The following is a 19,897-nucleotide window of genomic DNA, read 5'->3' as shown; positions in this document are numbered from 1 at the left end:
GTCACTCCTGCAGCAGGGTGCCGGGGTTCAGACGCCCGGCCGGATCGAAGTGTTGGCTCAGCGCCTGCAGGGTGTCCATGGCCAGCGCGCCCTTCTCGCGCAACAGGTACGGGGCATGATCCTTGCCCACGCCGTGCTGGTGGCTGATGGTGCCGTGGTGCTCGACGATGGTCTGGCTGGCCGCGTGCTTGAGCGCCTGCCAGCGCGCCAGGGTGGCCGGGTAATTGACCGCCGGGCGGAACACGTAGGTGGTGTAGATGCTCGACCCTTCGCCATAGACATGGGACAGGTGGGTAAACACATGCACCTGCTCGCCTTCGGCCGCCAGACCATCGCGCAGGCTGTTTTCGATGCGATTGAGCAGGTTGTCGACATTGCTCCAATCGGTGGCGGTTTCCAGGGTGTCCACCACGTAGCCGGCGTTCCACAGGTTCTCGCGCAGATAAGGAAAACGGAAACGGTTCTGGGCCCACTTCTTGCCCAGCAAGGTCCCGGTGAACACCCCGCCAAAGGCTTTCAGGTGCTGTCGCGCCTGGCTCAGGGACAGCGCGTTCTGCCGCCGGTTGCCGGTCACGCCGAAGGTCAGCAGGCATTTGCCGGCAGCGGCACCGCGCAGGGCCAGGTACTTTTCCAGCCAGGCGATCTGTTGCGGGTGGCCAGCCAGGGCCAGTTGGGTTTCGGTCTCCACGGCATTGGACAGGCGCAGCATCGACAGGGGCACGCGGGCCTGGGCCAACTGGCGGATGGCTTGCAGGGCCTGGCTCCAATTGGGCAGGAACACACCATAAAAACGCTCGTCGGCCGGCAGCGGGCTGATCCGCACTTTGACCTCGGAAATGATCCCGAACCGCCCCTCACACCCCAGCACCACCTCACGCAGGTCGGGGCCGGCGGCCGAGGCCGGAAAGGTGGCGATCTGCAGCGGGCCGGCGAAGGTTTCCAGGGTGCCACCGGCAAACAGTTGCTCGATCCGCCCATAACGCAGCGACTGCTGGCCGCTGGATCGACTCGCCACCCAGCCGCCGAGGGTCGACAGCTCCCACGACTGCGGAAAATGCCCAAGGGTGTAGCCCCGGGCACGCAACTGACTTTCCACTTGCGGCCCGCTGGCGCCTGGGCCAAAGGTGGCCAGCAGGCTCTGCTCGTCGAGGTCGAGCAAGCGGTTCATGTGGGCCAGGGACACGGTCAGCACCGGGCGGCTGGAGACCGGGGGGTTGATGTGCCCGGCCACCGAGGTCCCGCCACCGTAGGGGATCAGGCACAGGTCACGCTCCTGGGCCAGCGCCAGCAACTCGCGGATCTGTTCGGCGCTCTGCGGGAAGGCCACCCCGTCGGGGTAGAGGCCCAATGCCCCCTCACGCAGCGCCAGCCAGTCCGGCAAGCTCTGGCCACGGGCATGCATCAACCGGTCATGGGCCTGCACGCTGTACAGCGGGTGCTCCGCCAGGCGCGAAGCCGGGACCCGGGCCAGGGCTGTTTCCAGTGTCGCGTCGGGCAATGCCCGTCCGGTGCCCACCCGTGCGGCGAGAAACCCCGCGCCCTGGGCCGGCAATTCGACCACCGTGGTTGCATCCCCCCAGCCGTTCCAGCGTCGCATGCGTGTGTCCTTTTGCGGTTCTTATAAGTGACAGTTCAGGCGCCTATACTAGCCACCCCCCCGCGCCTGTCACGGTCGCATCCGGCCAGCGCGAGTAGCCAATTGAGCCAAGCCGCGAACCCGGCTCCAGGCATTTACTTTAGCTGTGCTTTCAAATTACCTTTCAGGGTCTTGACCCGCGCCAGTCTGCCTCGATCAAAGGACCCCGATCATGCAATCCCTCGGCTACACCTCGCTGCCCCCGCTGCTCAAGTACGTGCGCCATGCCGAACAGCTGGGTCTGGCCATCGAACCGGCGCTGGCGGCGGCCGGGTTGCAGGCCGAGCAGTTGAGCGACAACAGCCTGCGGTTGCCGGGCGAGGCCCATGAACGGCTGCTGGATTACTTCTGCGAACACTCCGGCGACCCGTTGTTCGGCCTTAATTCAGCGCGCTTCGTGTTGCCCAATTCCTGGAGCGTGCTGGGCTACATCACCATGAACTGCGCGACCCTGGGCGACGCCATGAATCGCATCATGCCGTTCGAAAAGCTGGTGGGCGACATGGGCGTCAGCCGCGCCGAACTGCAGGGCGAGCACGTGCACCTGATCTGGAACTGCCGCCACCAGCGCCCCCGCATCCGCCGCCACCTGGTGGAAAACGTGCTGGGCTCGTGGCTGCAATATGCGCGCTGGATCGCCGACACCCACCTGCCGCCTGCCGCAGTGTGGTTCGAACATGCCCTGCCAAGCGACACCGACCCGGCGGCCTACCAGCAGTTCTTCGACTGCCCGGTACTGTTCGGCCAGCCCTATTCAGCGCTGATCGTGCCCCTGCCCTACCTGCAACTGCCGTTGCGCCAGGCCGACGCACAATTGCTGCGCACCCTGGAAGAACACGCCCTGGGCCTGATGGCCACGCTGGAAGACGCCTCGCTGGAACAACGGGTGAAAAACATCCTGCGCCAACTGCTCAAGGAAGGCCTGCCGCGCAAGGAACAGGTGGCCGAACAGTTCGCCATCTCGGTACGGACCCTGCAACGCCAGTTGCACCAGGCCGGCACCTCGTACCAACAGATCCTCGATGACCTGCGCCAGGAACTGGCCGAGCACTACCTGCTGCACAGCACCCTGCCGATCCAGGACATCGCCCAGTACCTGGGCTTCACCGAACCACGCTCCTTCCACCGCACCTTCAAAAGCCGACGCGGCATGCCCCCCGGCGAGTTTAGGCAGATGCACCGTGAGGCGGATGGGGTCTGAGTCGAAAGCGGCGACGCAGCCTCGCGGGCTCGGCAGCTGCTACAGGGGAAATTCACACAGTACCCCGGCGGCTGTATAGCCGCCGGGGTACGCCAGGTTATTTCACAACACTGCCCACCCCACGCCCCCGTGGGTCGGAGGCGGTTTCCAGTTGGTTGCCGTTGATACGAATGGCCTGGATGTCGCCCATCTCCCAGCCCTGGTCTTCCAGGGTGTAGCCCATGGCTTTCAACTCGTCGGCGACCTTGCCGGTCAGCGGCGCGTAGGCGTCGTAGTAGATAGTGTCCTTGGGCAGCAACTGGTGATGGACGCGTTGCGCGGCCACGGCTTTTTCCAGCGGCAGGTTGTAGTCATAGAGGTTGTTCAGCACCTGGAAGATCGAGGTGAAAATCCGCGAACCGCCCGGGGTGCCCAGGACCAGGGTGACCTTGCCATCGCGGGTCACCAGGCTGGGGCTCATCGACGACAGCATGCGCTTGCCCGGGGCGATGGCATTGGCGTCGCCGCCGACCACACCAAAGGCGTTGGCCACGCCGGGCTTGGAGCTGAAGTCGTCCATTTCATCGTTGAGCAGGAACCCCGCGCCCTTGACCACTACGCCGCTGCCGTAGTCCCAGTTGAGGGTGTAGGTGTTGCTCACCGCGTTGCCGTCGGCATCGACGATGGAGAAGTGCGTGGTCTGGTGGGGTTCCAGGCCCGGACGGACTTTTTCGGTCGGCGAGATGGCCGTAGGGTTGACCTCCGCCGCGCGTTTTTTCAGGTAGGCCGGGTCGGTCAGTTGCTTGACTGGCACATCGGAAAACGCCGGGTCACCCAGGTAGTCGGCGCGATCGGCGAACACCCGTTTTTCGATCTCGGCGAGCAGGTGAATGTACTTCGCCGAGTTCAGCTCGACGTCCTTGAAGTCCGCGGCGCGGTCTTCCTTGATGGCGATCAGTTGCGCCAGGGCAATGCCGCCAGAGCTCGGTGGCGGCGCGGTGTACAGGGTGTTGCCCCGCCAGTTGACGGTCAGCGGTTCGCGCCAGTTGACCTTGTAGTCGTGCAAATCTTCCTTGGTGATCAGGCCCTTGTCGGCCTTCATCTGGGCGACCAGCAGGTCGGCGGTCTGGCCTTGATAGAACTCGTTGGCGCCCTTGTCGGCGATGCGTTCCAGGGTCGCGGCCAGCTCCGGCTGGCGGAAGGTCTCGCCGGGTTTCATGCTGCCGAAGTAGTCGGCGAAGTTGGTGGTGCCGTTGAACAGCTTCAGCGCATCTTCGCGGTACTGGTACTGCTTGTCGGCGACCTTGAAGCCGGTCTTGGCGTAACCGATGGCCGGGGTGATCAGTTCGCCCCAGGGCAGCTTGCCGAACTTCTGGTGCGCCTCCCACAGACCCATCACCGTGCCCGGCACGCCGGCGGCGCGGGAGCCTACCAGGCTGAGGTTCTCGATGACCTCGCCCTTGTCGTCCAGGTACATGTCGCGGGTCGCCGCCTTGGGGGCGGTTTCGCGGTAGTCGAGGAAGTACGGCTTACCGTCGATGAACAGGGTCATGAACCCGCCACCGCCGATATTGCCGGCCTCCGGGTAAGTCACGGCCAGGGTAAAGGCGGTGGCGACCGCGGCGTCGACCGCGTTGCCGCCCTTCTTCAGAATCTGTGCGGCGACGTCGGCGCCATACTGGTTCGGCGCCGCCACGGCGCCCCCTTCCAGCAGCGCCGCGAATGATGACGAACTGGCCGCAATCGCCACGGCGAGCGTCAGGGACTTGAACAAAACATAACGCATGAGATCCATCCTTTTCTTGTTATTGAGACAGGAGGAACCATAGGCCCTGGCGCGGGTGTTGAGCAATCCCAAAACGCCAACGGCCACCTGCAGGTAGCCGTTTTGTGATGGGTTGCACGGGCAGACTCTGGAGGGGCGAATCAGCCGTCGAACACCTCGTTGGCGTAGCCCGCCAGCTTGCCCTGGATGAAGTCCAGGAAACACTGGATGCGCAGGGCCAGTTGCGAGTTGCGGTAGTACACCGCGTTGATCGGCTGGCGGTAGCCGCTGTTGGCTTCGGCCAGCAGCAGCTTGAGGCGGCCGGCCTTGAGGTCGGCGATGGTCATGAAGTGCGACAGGCAGGCAATGCCCTGCCCTTCCAGCGCCAGGTGCCGCAGGGTTTCGCCGCTGGACGCGCTGATGCCCGGTTCGATCTGCCAACGGTCGCCGTGCACATGGCGCAGTGGCCAGTGGTTGAGGGTTTCGGTCTGGGTGAACCCCAGCAGCGTGTGCCCGGCCAGTTCGGCCACGGTGGTCGGGGTACCGTGGCGTTCCAGGTAGGCGGGGCTGGCGAGGATGTGCAGCGGACTGCAGCCCAGCGAACGCGCGTGCAGGGTCGAGTCGGCCAGGGCACCGATGCGGATGGCAATGTCGGTGCTCTGTTCCAGCAGGTCGATGATCAGGTCGTTGCTATTGAGCTCCAGCTGGATGTCCGGGTACAGCCGGCGGAACTCATCGATGTAGGGCACGATGGCGTGCAGCATGAAAGGTGACGCCGCGTTGATCCGCAGGCGCCCGGACGGCGTGCGGTGGCGTGACGACAAGCGTTCTTCCAGCTCCTCCATCTGATAGAGGATGCGCTTGGCCTGCTCGAAGAAGTACTTGCCCTCTTCGGTCAGGTCCATGCGCCGCGTGGTGCGATTGATCAGCGTGGTGTCGAGCTTGGCCTCCAGGCGCGACAGCGTGCGGCTGACCGCCGACGGCGTTTGCCCGACCTGCTCGGCCGCCGCGGAAATCGAACCGCACTCGATCACGCAGACAAAAATCTGCAACTCATCGGATCTGGCTTTCACGTGTGTCCTCGTTCTCGGCAGCGCTTCTGGCTGCCGATACTAGCTCATGCAGCGGCCGGCAAGTTGAACACGGACTGCAGGTGCTGGGTGTAACGGACCACGTCGGCTTCGATGTTCGGACGCTTCATCACGTCGACGCAAAGGAAGGTCGGCAAGCCGCTCATGCCCAGGAACTGATTGGCCTTGTGGAACGGGAAGTACACCGCGTCCACGCCCTTGGCTTCGAAGAAGTCAGTGGGGTCGTCGAACGCCTGTTGCGGGGCGTTCCAGGTCAGCGACAGCATGTACTGCTTGCCGTGGATCAGGCCGCCACTGCCGTACTTCTGCGAGGCGTCGGAACGGGTACGACCGTCACTGGCGTAGAGGCTGCCATGGCCTTGGGTGAAGACTTCGTCGATGTACTTTTTCACGGTCCAGGGCGCGCCCATCCACCAGCCGGGCATCTGGTAGATGATCACATCGGCCCAGAGGAACTTCGCGACTTCTTCAGCGATGTCGTAACCCTCGTCGATGTGGGTCACCTTGATGTCGATGCCGCCCCGATCCAGCACGCTCATCGCCGCTTCATGCAGGGTGGTGTTGTAGCGACCGTCGGAGTGGGCGAATTGTTTACCACCGTTGAGCAACAGAACTTTTTTCATGCAAGCCTCGTCATCTGGGGTTGATCCACCGCTGCCTGGAACAGGTGGCGGGATCAGTAAGGTTTGATTCGATGACGGCAGGTTATAGAGCACCCCTCTGCTGAATAAGCCCTGTTGCGGCAAAATACATTTGACTCATACGCACGAATGACCAGCTGATTGTTGCCGTAAAATTCTCCTCCTTTATCCAAGAGGAGTTCACCATGAACCCGCAACAGGGTTTTATCCTGCACGCCAAAACCCGCCCGGAGCAGGCCGAGGCCTTTGCAGCGCTGTTCCGCGCCTACGTCGAACCCAGCCGCGCGGAGCCGGGCTGCATCGAGTACCACATGCTGCGCGACCAGCAGGACCCGACGTTGTTCATCTTCTACGAGATCTGGGCGTCCCAGGCTGATCTGGACCGGCACTCGAACCTGCCGCACATGCAGGCATTTTTCGCCAGGCGCATGGATTACCTGGAGCGCGATTTCGAGATCCGCCCGATCGACATGCTCAGCCCGTCATCCGCTAGCCGCTGACCAGCAGGTGAGTGCCGAGCAAGCCCAGGCCGATGAAAAATGCCCGCTTGAACAGCACGGCGCTGATCCGCTGGCGCAGCCATTGCCCCAGCCACATGCCGAGCACCGCGGGAATCAGTGCCAGCAGCGACGCACTCAGCTCACCGCCGCCGAGTGCGCCGCGCCACAGCAGGGCGGCGGCCAGGGCCAGGGTCGAGACACTGAATGACAGACCCAGCGCCTGCACCAGTTGATCCTTACCCAACCCCAGCGCTTGCAGGTACGGCACCGCCGGAATCACAAAGACCCCGGTGGCCGCCGTGATGCCCCCGGTCAACACGCCACACAGCGGGCCGAGCCAACGCTCGTGGTCCCTGCCGACCCGCAAGGCCGGTAGCCGCAATCCGCTCAGGGCGTAGAGCAACAACGCGCCACCCAACGCCCGCACTACCCACGGCCCGCCGTCGATCCCCAGCCACAGGGTGCCTGCGCCGGTGCCAAGAAAAATCGCCAACAGCATCGGCCACAACCGCCGCACCAGCGCGCGCAGGTGCCCGCCGAACGCCAGTTGCCAGAGGTTGGTCAGGGTCGCGGGGATGATCAGCAATGCTGCAGCCTGCGCCGGCGCCATAGCCAGGCCCAACAAGCCCATGGCGATGGTCGGCAGGCCAAGGCCGATCACGCCCTTGATCATACCGGCCATCAGGAAGGTCACGATCACCAGCAATGAAAGGACCAGACCGAGGTTTTGGTAAAACGCCAGAAGTGTGTTCATGGGCTTATCGTGGCGTGTTCGCGGGCTTGTGAAAATCTGCCATATACTGAGGCTGCCTCTTGTTTTAACAGAGTCAGAGATTTCATCGCGGCTGATGCCGTCATCGCGAGCAAGCTCGCTCCTACAGTATCGTGGGTGTGCCCATTGTCATTTTGTAGGAGCGGGCGCCCGCTTGCGGCGCCCGCTTGCGGCGCCCGCTTGCGGCCTGCTCGCGAAAAACCTGAGAGCGCCGCGTTTATTCAGGAAACACGCGTTATCGTTGACGTCCATCGCGAGCAAGCTCGCTCCTACAGGGTGTCCCACCCATGCATTTCGATCTGGTTGATCTGCGGCTGTACTTGAACATCCTCGATGCCGGCAATATCACCGCTGGTGCCGCTTGCAGTCATTTGTCACTGGCGGCGGCGAGTGCACGTATCCGGGCGATGGAAGCTTCGGCGGGCATCGCGTTTTTCCAGCGCGGGCGCCGGGGTGTCAGCCCGACGCCGGCCGGCAAGGCCCTGGCGCAACATGCGCGGCTGATGCTGCAACAGGCCGAACACCTGCAACAGGACCTGGGTGAATATGCCAAGGGCGTCAAAGGCCAGGTGCGTTTGCTGTGCAACACCACGGCGATCACCGAGTACCTGCCCGAGTTGCTGGCGGACTTTCTGCGCGCCCACCCCAACCTCGACATCGACCTGCAAGAGCTGCCAAGCCTGCGCATCACCCACGCCCTGCATCAAGGCACGGCCGAGTTGGGCATTGTGTCCGATGCGGTGGACACATCGGGCCTGGACACCCGACCGTTTCGTGACGATCCGCTGGTGCTGATCATGCCCCACGACCACCCTCTCGCCGGCACTCGGGCACCGAGCTTCGGCCAGACCCTGGCCCATGAGTACGTTGGGCTCAATGCCCACAATGCGCTGGCGATCTATCTGGAGGAACAGGCGTTGCACAGCGGGCAACGCATGGCGATGCGCATCCGTGCCGAGGGGTTTGACGGGGTGCTGCGCATGGTCGCCCACGGCGCAGGACTGGCGATTGTGCCGCAGGCGGCGGTGCAGCGATTTGCCGCCGGGCAGGGTTTGAAATGCTGCGCCCTGGATGAGCACTGGGCGCAGCGCACACTGCTGCTGTGCGCCCGCTCGTTCGAGGCCTTGCCGCGGTATGCGGGTGCCTTGCTCGACGCGCTATCCGCCGATTGATGGGGGCTTAGGCGCTTTCGAGCGTGGCGGTGGACGGCTTGGGCTTTCTGAAGAACAGCCCATACACCGCCGATAGGATCAGCAGGAACGGCACGCCGAACACCAGGGTCATCTTGAACGCGTCGGTGAAGTAGGTGGTGATCATCACCGCGCCCATCAGCACCAATCCCAACAGGGTGCTGTAGGGAAAAAAGCGCATGCGAAAGGACCGTTTTTTCTCACCGTGGCGCTGGTGATAACGACGGAAGCAGTAGTGGGTGAGGAAGATCATGAACCAGGTGAAAATCGCCCCGAACATCGAGATCGCCATCATCAGGGTGAACGAACTTTCCGGGTACATCAGGTTCAGCAGCGTCGCCAGGGCAATGCCCGAACTGGACAGCAGCAGGGCGTTGAGCGGGATCCCGCTCTTGCTCAGCGCGCCCATTGCCTTGGGCGCGTAACCGCCACGGGACAGGCTGAACATCATCCGCGTGGTGATGTACAACTGACTGTTCATCGCCGACAACGCGGCAATCAGGATCACGAAGTTCATCACCCCGGTCGCCCCGGGAATGCCGATGGTCTGCATCACGGTGACGAACGGGCTCTGCGCCTGCCCGGCCTGGACCCACGGCACGATCGCCAGCATCAGGGCCAGGGTCAGCAGGTAGAACACCACCAGGCGCACGATGGTCGCGCGAAAGGCTTTTTTCACCGCCCGCTCCGGGTCCTCGGCCTCGCCGGCGGCTACCGCGATCATTTCCACGCTCAGGTAGCTGAAGATCGACACGATCACCGCCACCCACATGCCCTGCAGGCCATTGGGGAAAAAGCCGCCATGGGCGGTGTAATGCTGCACCCCGTACTCCGGGTTGCCGGAGCCGAACACCACGTACACCGCAAGGATGATGAAGCCGACGATTGCGCCGATCTTGATGGTCGAGAACCAGTATTCGAAGGTGCCGAAGGTTTTCACGCTGATGGCATTGAGCACGATCAGCACGCTGGAAAAGGACACGATCCAGATCCACTCGGGCACGTGGGCGAACCAGTATTTCATGTACATCGCCACCGCCGTCACTTCCGTGCCGACCGCCAGCACAATCGCCGCCCAATAGGCGTACCGCACCAGGAACCCGGCCAGCGGGCTGACGTAGAACTCGGCATAGGCGCCGAACGAACCGGACGTGGAATGGGCCACGGTCATTTCCGCCAGGCAGCCCATCAGCAGCAAGGTGATGATCGCGCCGATCGCGTAGCTCAGCAGCACGCTCGGCCCGGCATAGCCGATGGCGTAGGCGCTGCCCATGAACAACCCGGTACCGATGGCCCCGCCAATGGCGATCATGCTCATCTGCCCCGACGTCAGTTGTCGGCGCAGGCCCTGTTCGCGCTTGGAAATCGTGTCAAAGCCGCCGGCTTCGCTCATGTGTCTGTCCTCTGGATATTATTTTTTTAGAGCACATCGTCGATCAGACACCGGGGCCCTGTAGGAGCGAGCTTGCTCGCGATGGACGTCAACGATGACGCGTGAAGCTGATTCAACGTGTCGTGCTTACGTTCATCGCGAGCAAGCTCGCTCCTACAGGGATTCGGTGGTCTATGAGTCAGGTCACGCTATGGCGCACCTGGAATTGCGCCTGGGCCCAGGTTTTCTGGTCGAGGATCTCGCCGAGGATCTGCACCGCATCGAACACCTCGGTGAATCGGGTGTACAGCGGGGTGAAGCCGAAGCGCATGATCCGCGGCTCACGGTAGTCGCCGATCACGCCCCGGGCGATCAGTGCCTGAATCACCGCGTAGCCTTGCGGGTGTTCGAAGCTGACGTGGCTGCCCCGCTTGGCGTGCTCACGCGGGGTGATCAGCGTCAGGTCGTGGGCCGCGCAGCGTTCCTCGACCAACTCGATGAACAGGTCGGTCAGGGCCAGGGATTTGCGGCGCACGCTGTGCATGTCGGTCTGGGCAAAGATGTCCAGGCCGCACTCGACCATGGCCAGCGAGGTGATCGGTTGGGTGCCGCACAGGTAGCGGGCGATGCCTTTGCTCGGCTCGTAGCCGGACTCCATGTCGAACTGGCGGACGTGGCCGAACCAGCCCGACAACGGCTGCGCGACCAGGTCGCAGAGCTTCGGCGAGACCCAGGCAAACGCCTGGGAACCCGGGCCGCCGTTGAGGTATTTGTAGGTGCAGCCGATGGCGTAGTCGGCATCGGCCTGGCGCAGATCCACCGGCACCGCCCCTGCGGAGTGAGCCAGGTCCCAGATCGCCAGCGCGCCACATTCGTGGATCAGCGCGGTCATGGCCGCCATGTCGTGCATGTAGCCGGTCTTGTAGTTGACGTGGGTCAGCAGCACCACCGCGACGTCCTGGTCGATGGCCTGGGCCAGCGCCTCGGGGCTGTCCACCAGGCGCAGGCTGTAGCCTTGTTGCAGCAGGTCCATCAGGCCCTGGGCGATGTACAGGTCGGTGGGGAAGTTGCTCGACTCGCTGACGATCACCTTGCGCTCGGGTGCGCGACCGGCCTGCACTTTCAGCGCGGCGCCCAGCACTTTGAACAGGTTGATCGAGGTGGTGTCGGTGACCACCACTTCATCGTCGCCCGCACCGATCAGGCTGGCCAGGCGATTGCCCAGGCGTTGTGGCAGGTCACGCCAGCCGGCGCTGTTCCAGCTGCGGATCAGGCCGTCGCCCCACTCCTGGGCAATCACTGCCTGGGCACGCTCGAGGGCGGCGACCGGGCGGGCGCCCAAGGAGTTGCCGTCGAGGTAAATCACCCCGGCCGGCAGGGCGAACTGTTCACGCAAAGGGGCCAGGGAGTCCTCGGCATCGAGCGCCAGGCAAGCGTTTCTTGTGGTCATTGTCGGTCCTGTTCTTTAAGTGGCATGCGGCCGGCGGACCCCGATTTCCGGGGGGGTTCGCACCTGCACGATGAGCAAATAATGAACGAAGCCTTGCAGAATTTTCGTGCAAAGTGCGAGGTCATATAGTAGTTATCTCGAAGATTATTCGAATCCAACCGATAAAAACGCGGATTTATTCAAACCATGAATCTCGACTCCACAGACCTGCGGATCCTCCATCACCTGCAGCAGGATGGGCGCATCAGCAACCAGGAACTGGCGGAAAAGGTCTCCCTGTCACCCTCGGCCTGCCTGCGTCGTTTGCGCCTGCTGGAGAGTGAGGGAATCATCACCGGGTATCGCGCCGAACTGAGCGCCGAGCGCCTCGGGGTGGAGCTCGAGGCCATCGTCCATGTGTCCCTGCGCCAGGACACGGAGGACTGGCACGAGACCTTTATCAAGAAGGTCCAGTCGTGGCCGGAAGTGGCCACCGCCTACGTGATCACTGGCGCCAGCAACTACGTGCTGCGGGTGCAGGCACGCAACCTCAAGCACTTCTCGGATTTCATCGTCAACAAGCTCAACCGCACGGCCGGGGTCACCGATATCCGTTCGGAAATCGTCCTGCAGAAGATCAAGGAGCGCGACGACCTGCTGGACCTGGTCGCGCGCAAGTAGCCGGGCAACGGCTCACAGCCCGCGCATGCGCCGGGCTTCGTTACGCTGCATGGTAGCGCTGGGGGACTCGTCGAACAGCTTGCGGTACTCGGCGGAAAAACGCCCCATGTGGGTAAAGCCCCAGGCCATGGCCACCTCGGAGATGTTGCGCGCCTGACCCTGTTCGAGCAGGTCCTGGCGCACCGCGTTCAAGCGGTGTTTTTTCAGGTAGGCCATGGGCGACAGGGCGAAGTACTTGCGAAACGCCTCGAACAGCTTGAACCGCGACACCCCCGCCGCGGCCTCGATGTCTTCCAGGTGCAAGGCTTCGCGGGCGTTGTCGTGGATGTACTGCTTGGCCCGCACCAGGTAGTGCGGCACCTTCACCCCCAGCACGCCGCGCAGCTCCTCGGAGTAGTTGTTGGGCTGGGCGAGGATCAGGCCCTTGATCAACGAGCTTTCGATGTCGCGGGTGAAGGTCACCTGGTCAAACAGCGAGCTGTTGCGCTCAAGCTCGGCAATGAAATAGCGCGCCATGCGCCACCACGCCGCCGACGCGCCGTCCACCGCATCCATCAACGGCTCGAAGCGCAGCGGGGCGTCGAGCGGGCGTTGCAGGATGCCTTCCAGGGATTCGCTCATGGCCGCCCGGGTGATCACCACCTGGACTTTGCGACAGTCGCCGGAAATCGCCAGCACCTGGTTTTCGTTCGGTGAAATGATCACCCCCTGGTCGCGATCGGAGCGCAGCAGGCTGCCGTTCTTGCGCAGTTCCTGCTCACCCACCAGCGGCAGGCTGAGGCTGTAGCTGCTGAAGTGCTCGGCGTCTTCGATATCCACCGTCACGTCGGTGCCGTACTCGATGGTGCCCAGGGTGGTGGCCATGGACTTGAAGACATTGGCACTGTGATGAAAACGGATCCGCTCCGGGGTCGCGGTTTCCAGGCGGTGGGGGCCACAGATACCGGACATCCAGGTCCTGGCCCCTTCAAGGTCATAGTGATCGATACGAATATCGCGACTCTGCGGATCGGCTTTGCTACTCATCACGGCGCACCCACGGCAATATTTTTTCAGTGCGCTCTGACGGCGCACCTCTGGTTTGGACGGAGCAAGTTCCAGACCACTCGACCCGCTCCCTGAGTCGATGGATATCAATCGTCGAATAAACGGATAACCCGGCGCAGCAGAGCCGGCCAGTTGCCCTGGTTCAGCCCTCGACGCTGAGCAAAACAGTACCTCAATGCTGCCGATTGGGGCAGCCGTTCATCGTTTGGGGCGGGCCGATGGGTATTCGCTGCCCACCTGTTACCTGTCACCGCCAGATGTTCGAGCCCGCGGATTTTGTGGACTGCCTTCGTCGACTAACCGGATAGACCCTCCCCCGCCCCGCTCTCTCTAATGTGCGCACCGATTAGCCTGAATAAAAAAAGGGGCAGACCCATGAGTGGCGAGAAAAACGTCGAGCAGTGGAAAACGTTTATCCAAGGTTGCCTGGACTTCCGTCCGGTGGAGGGCGTATTTCGCATTGCCCGGGACATGTTCACCGAGCCGCAGCTGTTCGACCTGGAAATGGAGCTGATCTTCGAGAAGAACTGGATCTACGCCTGTCACGAAAGCGAGCTGGCCAATAACCACGACTTCGTCACGATGCGTGCCGGGCGCCAACCGATGATCATCACCCGCGACGGCGACGGCCAACTCAATGCGCTGATCAACGCGTGCCAGCATCGCGGCACGACCCTGACCCGAGTCGGCAAGGGCAACCAGTCCACCTTCACCTGCCCGTTCCACGCCTGGTGCTACAAAAGCGACGGCCGCCTGGTCAAGGTCAAGGCCCCCGGCGAATACCCGGAAGGCTTCGACAAGGCCACTCGCGGCCTGAAGAAGGCGCGCATCCAGAGCTACAAGGGGTTTGTGTTCATCAGCCTCGACGTGCAGGGCAGCGACAGCCTGGAAGACTTCCTGGGTGACGCCCGGGTGTTCTTCGACATGATGGTCGCGCAGTCGCCCACCGGCGAACTGGAAGTGCTGCCCGGCAAGTCGGCCTACACCTACGACGGCAACTGGAAGCTGCAGAACGAAAACGGCCTGGATGGCTACCACGTCAGCACGGTCCACTATAACTACGTGGCCACGGTGCAGCATCGCCAGCAGGTCAACAGCGAAAACGGCAGCGCCGGCGGCAGCACCCTGGACTACAGCAAGCTCGGTGCCGGCGATGCCAACACCGATGACGGCTGGTTCGCCTTCAACAACGGGCACAGCGTGCTGTTCAGTGACATGCCCAACCCGACGGTACGTTCCGGCTACGCGACCATCATGCCGCGCCTGATCGAAGAGCACGGTCAGCAAAAGGCCGAATGGATGATGCATCGCCTGCGCAACCTGAACGTCTACCCGAGCCTGTTTTTCCTCGATCAGATCAGCTCGCAGCTGCGCATCATTCGCCCGGTGGCGTGGAACAAGACCGAGATCATCAGCCAGTGCCTGGGGGTGAAAAACGAGTCGGACGCCGACCGGGAAAACCGCATTCGCCAGTTCGAGGACTTCTTCAACGTCTCCGGCCTTGGCACCCCGGACGACCTGGTGGAGTTCCGCGAAGCCCAGCGCGGCTTCCAGGCCCGCCTGGAACGCTGGAGCGATATCTCCCGTGGCAGTCATCGCTGGGCCACCGGCGCCACGCCCAACAGCGAAGCCATCGGTATCGCCCCGGCCATGACCGGCACCGAGTTCACCCACGAAGGGCTGTACGTCAACCAGCACGCCAACTGGCAGAAGTTCCTGCTCGACGGCCTGGACAAACAATCCCTGAAGCTGCGTGAGGTGTGACCATGAATGCGCAATTGCAGTATCAGATCGAGCAGTTTTTCTACCGCAAGTCCGAGTTGTGCGATGCCAAGGACTGGGACGCCTACCTCCAGCTGTTCGCTGAGCAGAGCGAGTTCCACCTGCCGCAATGGGACTCCGAGCACGTCTACACCCAGGACCCCAAGCGCGAGATGTCGCTGATCTACTACGCCAACCGTTCGGGCCTGGAAGACCGGGTGTTTCGTCTGCGCACCGGCAAGGCCGCCTCGGCCACGCCCATGCCCCGCACCCTGCACCTGATCAACAACGTGCGGATCAGCGAGCTGCCTCAGGGCGAACTGGAAGTGCGCCTGAACTGGCACACCCTGTTCTACCGCCTGGCCACTTCCGAGCAGTTCTACGGCAATGCCACCTATCGCCTGACGCCGCACAACGACAGCTGGCTGATCACCCGCAAGCACGTGCTGCTGCTCAACGACACCATCAACTCGGTGCTCGACTTCTACCACTTGTGACCTGTAGCCGCTGCCGAGCCCCCGAGGCACGTCAATCCCCGAGGGCGGTCCTGCGGACACGCAACGCAGCCTCGCTGGGGCTCGACAGCTGCTACGGTATTTTTAGGAGTTGTGAATGAACCATAAGGTCGCGTTCAGCTTTGCCGACGGCAAGACCCTGTTCTTTCCCGTGCAGGCCAACGAGATACTGCTCGATGCCGCGCTGCGCAATGGCATCAAGATTCCCCTGGATTGCCGCGAAGGGGTCTGTGGCACGTGCCAGGGCCGCTGTGAATCCGGCGATTACAGCCAGGACTATGTGGACGAGGAAGCGCTCTCCAGCCTGGACCTGCAACAGCGCAAGATGCTCACCTGCCAGACCCGGGTGAAGTCCGATGCCGCCTTCTACTTCGACTTCGCGTCCAGCCTGTGCAACGCGCCCGGGCCGGGCCAGCTCAGCGGCACCGTCAGCCAGGTGACCCAGGTCTCGGCCAGCACCGCGATCCTGCACCTGACGCTGGAGCCCGGCGCACCGCTGCTGGATTTCCTCCCGGGGCAATACGCGCGGCTGCTGATTCCCGGCACCCGCAGCAAGCGCTCCTATTCGTTCGCCAACCGCCCCAGCGCCAGCAATCAGTTGCAGTTCCTGATTCGCCTGCTGCCCGACGGCGCCATGAGCAACTACATTCGCCAGCGTTGCCAGGTCGGCGACCGGATCGAGCTGGAAGCGCCACTGGGGGCGTTTTACCTGCGCCACATCACCCGGCCGCTGGTGCTGGTGGCCGGCGGTACTGGCTTGTCGGCGTTGCTGGGGATGCTCGACGAAATGGCCGAACGCGGTTGTGATCAGCCTGTGCACCTGTATTACGGCGTGCGCGATGCGGCCGACCTGTGCGAGGCCGCGCGCATCCAGGCCTACGCCCAGCGCCTGCCGGGGTTTCGCTACACCGAGGTGGTCAGCGAACCCTCGCCGGCCTGGACCGGCAAGCGCGGCTACATCGCCGAGCACTTCGATGCCAGCCAATGGCGCGACAGCGCCGCCGACATGTACGTCTGCGGACCACCGCCGATGGTCGAGTCGATCAAGACCTGGCTGGCGGCGCAAAGCCTGGAAAAGGTGCAGCTTTATTACGAAAAGTTCACCGAAAGCAACGTCTGACGCTCACAAACGGGCGGTAATTGAATAAGCTGTCGGGGTGCAACACAGCCGGACCAAAACAACTAGAAGGTAACCAGATGGCGGATGAAATACAGCAACAGGGCACACTCAAGCGAGGGCTGAAGAACAGACATATCCAGCTGATCGCCTTGGGTGGTGCCATTGGCACAGGGTTGTTCCTCGGCTCCGCAGGCGTACTCAAGTCAGCGGGCCCCTCGATGATTCTCGGCTATGCGATTGCCGGGTTCATCGCCTTCCTGATCATGCGCCAGTTGGGCGAGATGATTGTCGAGGAACCGGTCGCCGGTTCTTTCAGCCACTTCGCCCACAATTACTGGGGTGGATTTGCCGGTTTCCTGTCCGGCTGGAACTACTGGGTGCTGTACGTGCTGGTGGGCATGGCGGAGCTGACCGCCGTCGGCAAGTACATCCAGTTCTGGTGGCCGCAGGTGCCGACCTGGGTCAGCGCGGCGGTGTTCTTTGTGCTGGTCAACCTGATCAACACCATGAACGTCAAGGTGTTCGGCGAGATGGAGTTCTGGTTCGCGATCATCAAGGTCGTGGCCATCATCGGCATGATCGCCCTGGGCTGCTACATGCTGTTCAGTGGTACCGGCGGCCCGCAAGCCTCGGTGAGCAACCTGTGGGAGCACGGCGGATTCTTCCCCAATGGCACTACCGGCCTGCTGATGGCGATGGCGTTCATCATGTTCTCCTTCGGTGGCCTGGAACTGGTGGGCATCACCGCCGCCGAGGCCAGCGAGCCGCGCAAAGTGATTCCCAAGGCGATCAACCAGGTGGTTTACCGGGTGCTGATCTTCTACGTCGGCGCACTCACCGTACTGCTCTCGCTGTACCCCTGGGACCAACTGCTGCAGACCCTCGGCGCTTCCGGCGATGCCTACAGCGGCAGCCCGTTCGTGCAGATCTTTGCCTTGATCGGCAGCGACACGGCGGCGCAGATCCTCAACTTCGTGGTCCTGACCGCGGCGCTCTCGGTCTATAACAGCGGCGTCTACTGCAACAGCCGCATGCTCTACGGCCTGGCCGAACAGGGCGATGCACCCAAGCAGTTGATGAAGCTGACCAAGCAAGGCGTGCCCCTGCTGGCGTTGAGCGTTTCGGCGCTGATCACCCTGCTCTGCGTGGTGGTCAACTACGTCGCCCCCCACGGTGCGCTGGAGCTGTTGATGGCCCTGGTGGTTGCTTCGTTGATGATCAACTGGGCGCTGATCAGCCTGACGCACCTGAAGTTCCGCAAGGCCATGCACCTCAAAGGCATCGTCCCGGGCTTCAAGGCCTTCTGGTCGCCCTACACCAACTACCTGTGCCTGGCCTTCATGTTCGTGATCATCTGCGTGATGCTGGCGATCCCGGGCATACGGGCGTCGGTGTTCGCGATTCCGGTCTGGGTCGCGATCCTGTACGTGGCCTACCGTCTGCGGGTTGCCCGCACGCGAGCGCTGTCGGTCGCGCGATAACCGCCAGCCACTAAAAAAGCCCCGGCGTTCATCGAATGCCGGGGCTTTTTGCTGTCTGCGTACACCACAATCCCTGTGTTTAGAGGGTGGAGCGCACGCGCCACAGCTCGGGAAACAGCACGGTGTCGAGCATCTTGCGCAGGTAACCCACGCCCTCGGTGCCGCCGGTGCCCGGCTGGAAGCCGATGATCCGCTCGACCGTGGTCACATGGCGGAAGCGCCACTGACGGAACGAGTCTTCGAGGTCGATGAACTTCTCGGCCAACTGGTACAGGTCCCAGTACTGCGTCGGGTTCTTGTAGACCACTCGCCAGGCGGCTTCGACCGAGGCGTCATGGGCGGTGGGCTGGGTCGGGTCGCAGGTCAGGCGCTGCGGGTCGATCGCCAGGCCGGCGCTGACCATCAGGCGAATCGCCTCGTCGTACAGCGATGGCGTGGCCAGCGACTGCTGCAGTTCGGCCAGCAGTTCCGGACGGTGGGCATGGGGGCGCAACAGGGTGGCGCTCTTGTTGCCGAGGATGAATTCGATCTCGCGGTACTGGAACGACTGGAAGCCCGACGACTGCCCGAGAAATGGCCGGATCGCGTGGTATTCGGTGGGGGTCATGGTCGCCAGCACGGTCCAGGCATGCACCAGTTGGTCGAAGATCCGCGACACCCGCGCCAGCATCTTGAACGCTGGCGGCAGCTCGCCCAGGCGCACGTGTTCACGGGCGGCCTTGAGTTCGTGCAGCATCAGTTTCATCCACAGCTCGGATGTCTGGTGCTGGATGATGAACAGCATTTCGTTATGGTCCGGCGACAACGGGTGCTGGGCGCTGAGAATCCGCCCCAGGTCCAGGTAGTCGCCGTAGCTCATGGAGTCGGAAAAATTCAGCTCGGCGTTATGCCATTCGTCTGTCTGGTTGCCCGGGGAATAGGGACATTGGCTCATTGCGCAGGCTCCTCAAGTGGCGATGTATTCAGGGGACGCAAAATCGCCCGGACCGGGCTGGCGTCAAGATTGGCAAAGCGCAGCGGCAAGGCGATCAGCTCGTAGTCACCCTCCGGCACGTCATCGAGGACGATCCCTTCGAGGATCGCCATGCCATGGCGCGCGACCGCGTTGTGCGCGTCCATGGTCTTGGATTGTTGCGGGTCGAGGGACGGCGTATCGATACCGATCAGGCGCACGCCGAGGCCGGCCAGCAAGTCCACGGTGTCCTTGGCCACGGCGCAGAAGTCCGGGTCCCAGGCGGCCAGTGGCACTTGGCGGTAGGTGCGCAACAGCACCCGCTCAGGCAACTGTTCCAGGCGCCCGGTTAGCTGCTCGGGCTGCACCAGGGCGCCGCTGTCCAGGCAATGCAGGACGCGGCACGGGCCCATGTAGACCTCCAGCGACACCTCGCCGATGGGCGCGCCGTCCGGGCTGTAATGCAGGGGCGCGTCGACGTGGGCGCCGGTGTGCGGCGACAGGGTAATGCGCCCGACGTTGACCGGGCACTCGGGCCCGAACGTCCAGACCCGCTCTTCCTGAAAGGGTGTATCACCCGGCCAGGTGGGTGTCGCGGTGCTCAAGGGTGGGCTGATGTCCCACCAGGATGGTGTTTTTTTCATTGTTCAAATCTCGGCTTGCTCACGCGTGAATGATACGAGCGAAACCCCTGAACTTTCTTGCGAAAAACTTCGGCAATCGGCAAATGTTTCGCACTTACTGCTAAAAAACCGCCGTTTAGC

At 62.9% G+C, this 19,897-nt stretch carries 18 protein-coding genes; 8 read left to right on the top strand and 10 right to left on the bottom strand.

From position 1 onward, the window contains the following. Position 1 precedes the first annotated feature (1 nt). Complete coding sequence (locus tag AACY45_RS15485; RefSeq protein WP_339546271.1) at positions 2–1,597, bottom strand: FAD-binding oxidoreductase; 1,596 nt, start codon at positions 1,595–1,597, stop codon at positions 2–4. Positions 1,598–1,808: 211 nt separating this feature from the next. Between AACY45_RS15485 and gliR the strand changes: the two genes are divergently transcribed. Beyond that, on the top strand, positions 1,809–2,837 hold the full coding sequence (gene gliR, locus AACY45_RS15480; protein ID WP_339546270.1) for an AraC family transcriptional regulator GliR: 1,029 nt from the start codon (positions 1,809–1,811) through the stop codon (positions 2,835–2,837). Between the two features lie 97 nt (positions 2,838–2,934). Here the strand turns inward: gliR and ggt are convergent, their stop codons facing one another. From ggt to AACY45_RS15465, 3 genes are all read right to left on the bottom strand, one after another. Further along, on the bottom strand, positions 2,935–4,602 hold the full coding sequence (gene ggt, locus AACY45_RS15475) for a gamma-glutamyltransferase (protein WP_339546269.1): 1,668 nt from the start codon (positions 4,600–4,602) through the stop codon (positions 2,935–2,937). Between the two features lie 140 nt (positions 4,603–4,742). After that, positions 4,743–5,654, bottom strand: coding sequence for a LysR family transcriptional regulator (locus AACY45_RS15470; RefSeq protein ID WP_339546268.1), 912 nt, complete (start codon positions 5,652–5,654; stop codon positions 4,743–4,745). Positions 5,655–5,698: 44 nt separating this feature from the next. Continuing rightward, positions 5,699–6,295 carry an NAD(P)H-dependent oxidoreductase gene (locus AACY45_RS15465; RefSeq protein WP_339546267.1) on the bottom strand — a complete coding sequence of 199 codons (597 nt, stop codon included), beginning with the start codon at positions 6,293–6,295 and terminating at the stop codon, positions 5,699–5,701. 203 nt (positions 6,296–6,498) lie between these two features. Here AACY45_RS15465 and AACY45_RS15460 point away from each other — a divergent pair, with 203 nt between their 5' ends. Then, a complete protein-coding gene (locus AACY45_RS15460; protein WP_339546266.1) occupies positions 6,499–6,813 on the top strand; it encodes a putative quinol monooxygenase in 315 nt (104 codons plus the stop codon). On the opposite strand, the gene AACY45_RS15455 is transcribed toward AACY45_RS15460, so the two are convergent. Further along, the gene (locus AACY45_RS15455; RefSeq protein ID WP_339546265.1) at positions 6,803–7,567 is read right to left on the bottom strand and encodes a sulfite exporter TauE/SafE family protein; all 765 of its coding nucleotides are present in this window, start codon (positions 7,565–7,567) and stop codon (positions 6,803–6,805) included. The genes AACY45_RS15460 and AACY45_RS15455 overlap by 11 nt on opposite strands. 305 nt (positions 7,568–7,872) lie before the next feature. Here AACY45_RS15455 and AACY45_RS15450 point away from each other — a divergent pair, with 305 nt between their 5' ends. Beyond that, entirely contained in the window at positions 7,873–8,757 is an 885-nt protein-coding gene (locus AACY45_RS15450; protein ID WP_339546264.1) for a LysR substrate-binding domain-containing protein, read from the top strand. A gap of 7 nt (positions 8,758–8,764) precedes the next feature. On the opposite strand, the gene AACY45_RS15445 is transcribed toward AACY45_RS15450, so the two are convergent. Together AACY45_RS15445 and kynU are read right to left on the bottom strand one after the other, a co-directional pair. Beyond that, the gene (locus AACY45_RS15445; protein WP_339546263.1) at positions 8,765–10,168 is read right to left on the bottom strand and encodes an amino acid permease; all 1,404 of its coding nucleotides are present in this window, start codon (positions 10,166–10,168) and stop codon (positions 8,765–8,767) included. Positions 10,169–10,346: 178 nt separating this feature from the next. Continuing rightward, the gene (kynU, locus tag AACY45_RS15440; RefSeq protein WP_339546262.1) at positions 10,347–11,597 is read right to left on the bottom strand and encodes a kynureninase; all 1,251 of its coding nucleotides are present in this window, start codon (positions 11,595–11,597) and stop codon (positions 10,347–10,349) included. A 186-nt stretch (positions 11,598–11,783) separates the two neighbouring features. Here kynU and AACY45_RS15435 point away from each other — a divergent pair, with 186 nt between their 5' ends. Beyond that, positions 11,784–12,257: an Lrp/AsnC family transcriptional regulator gene (locus AACY45_RS15435; protein ID WP_095171274.1), complete on the top strand. Its 474-nt coding sequence runs from the start codon at positions 11,784–11,786 to the stop codon at positions 12,255–12,257. Between the two features lie 12 nt (positions 12,258–12,269). On the opposite strand, the gene AACY45_RS15430 is transcribed toward AACY45_RS15435, so the two are convergent. Then, entirely contained in the window at positions 12,270–13,283 is a 1,014-nt protein-coding gene (locus tag AACY45_RS15430) for an AraC family transcriptional regulator (RefSeq protein WP_339546261.1), read from the bottom strand. Positions 13,284–13,679: 396 nt separating this feature from the next. Here AACY45_RS15430 and antA point away from each other — a divergent pair, with 396 nt between their 5' ends. The 4 genes from antA (at position 13,680) to AACY45_RS15410 (ending at position 18,181) form a co-directional block, all read left to right on the top strand. Continuing rightward, positions 13,680–15,068: an anthranilate 1,2-dioxygenase large subunit gene (gene antA / locus AACY45_RS15425; RefSeq protein WP_339546260.1), complete on the top strand. Its 1,389-nt coding sequence runs from the start codon at positions 13,680–13,682 to the stop codon at positions 15,066–15,068. A 2-nt stretch (positions 15,069–15,070) separates the two neighbouring features. Further along, positions 15,071–15,562, top strand: coding sequence for an anthranilate 1,2-dioxygenase small subunit (gene antB, locus AACY45_RS15420; protein ID WP_159993637.1), 492 nt, complete (start codon positions 15,071–15,073; stop codon positions 15,560–15,562). Positions 15,563–15,677: 115 nt separating this feature from the next. Continuing rightward, positions 15,678–16,700 (top strand): anthranilate 1,2-dioxygenase electron transfer component AntC, encoded by a 1,023-nt coding sequence (gene antC, locus AACY45_RS15415; RefSeq protein ID WP_339546259.1) that lies wholly within the window; start codon positions 15,678–15,680, stop codon positions 16,698–16,700. A 77-nt stretch (positions 16,701–16,777) separates the two neighbouring features. Continuing rightward, the gene (locus tag AACY45_RS15410; protein WP_339546258.1) at positions 16,778–18,181 is read left to right on the top strand and encodes an amino acid permease; all 1,404 of its coding nucleotides are present in this window, start codon (positions 16,778–16,780) and stop codon (positions 18,179–18,181) included. A gap of 79 nt (positions 18,182–18,260) precedes the next feature. On the opposite strand, the gene kynA is transcribed toward AACY45_RS15410, so the two are convergent. Together kynA and kynB are read right to left on the bottom strand one after the other, a co-directional pair. After that, positions 18,261–19,115 (bottom strand): tryptophan 2,3-dioxygenase, encoded by an 855-nt coding sequence (gene kynA, locus AACY45_RS15405; protein WP_095171285.1) that lies wholly within the window; start codon positions 19,113–19,115, stop codon positions 18,261–18,263. Next, positions 19,112–19,777 (bottom strand): arylformamidase, encoded by a 666-nt coding sequence (gene kynB, locus AACY45_RS15400; RefSeq protein ID WP_339546257.1) that lies wholly within the window; start codon positions 19,775–19,777, stop codon positions 19,112–19,114. The genes kynA and kynB overlap by 4 nt, the downstream gene beginning before the upstream one ends. Positions 19,778–19,897 lie beyond the last annotated feature (120 nt).

It is taken from the genome of Pseudomonas sp. RA_35y_Pfl2_P32, assembly GCF_963970735.1.
Taxonomy (GTDB): Bacteria; Pseudomonadota; Gammaproteobacteria; order Pseudomonadales; family Pseudomonadaceae; genus Aquipseudomonas.
Note: the sequence above shows the minus strand (reverse complement) of the source record. Positions and strands in the feature narration are given on the sequence as shown.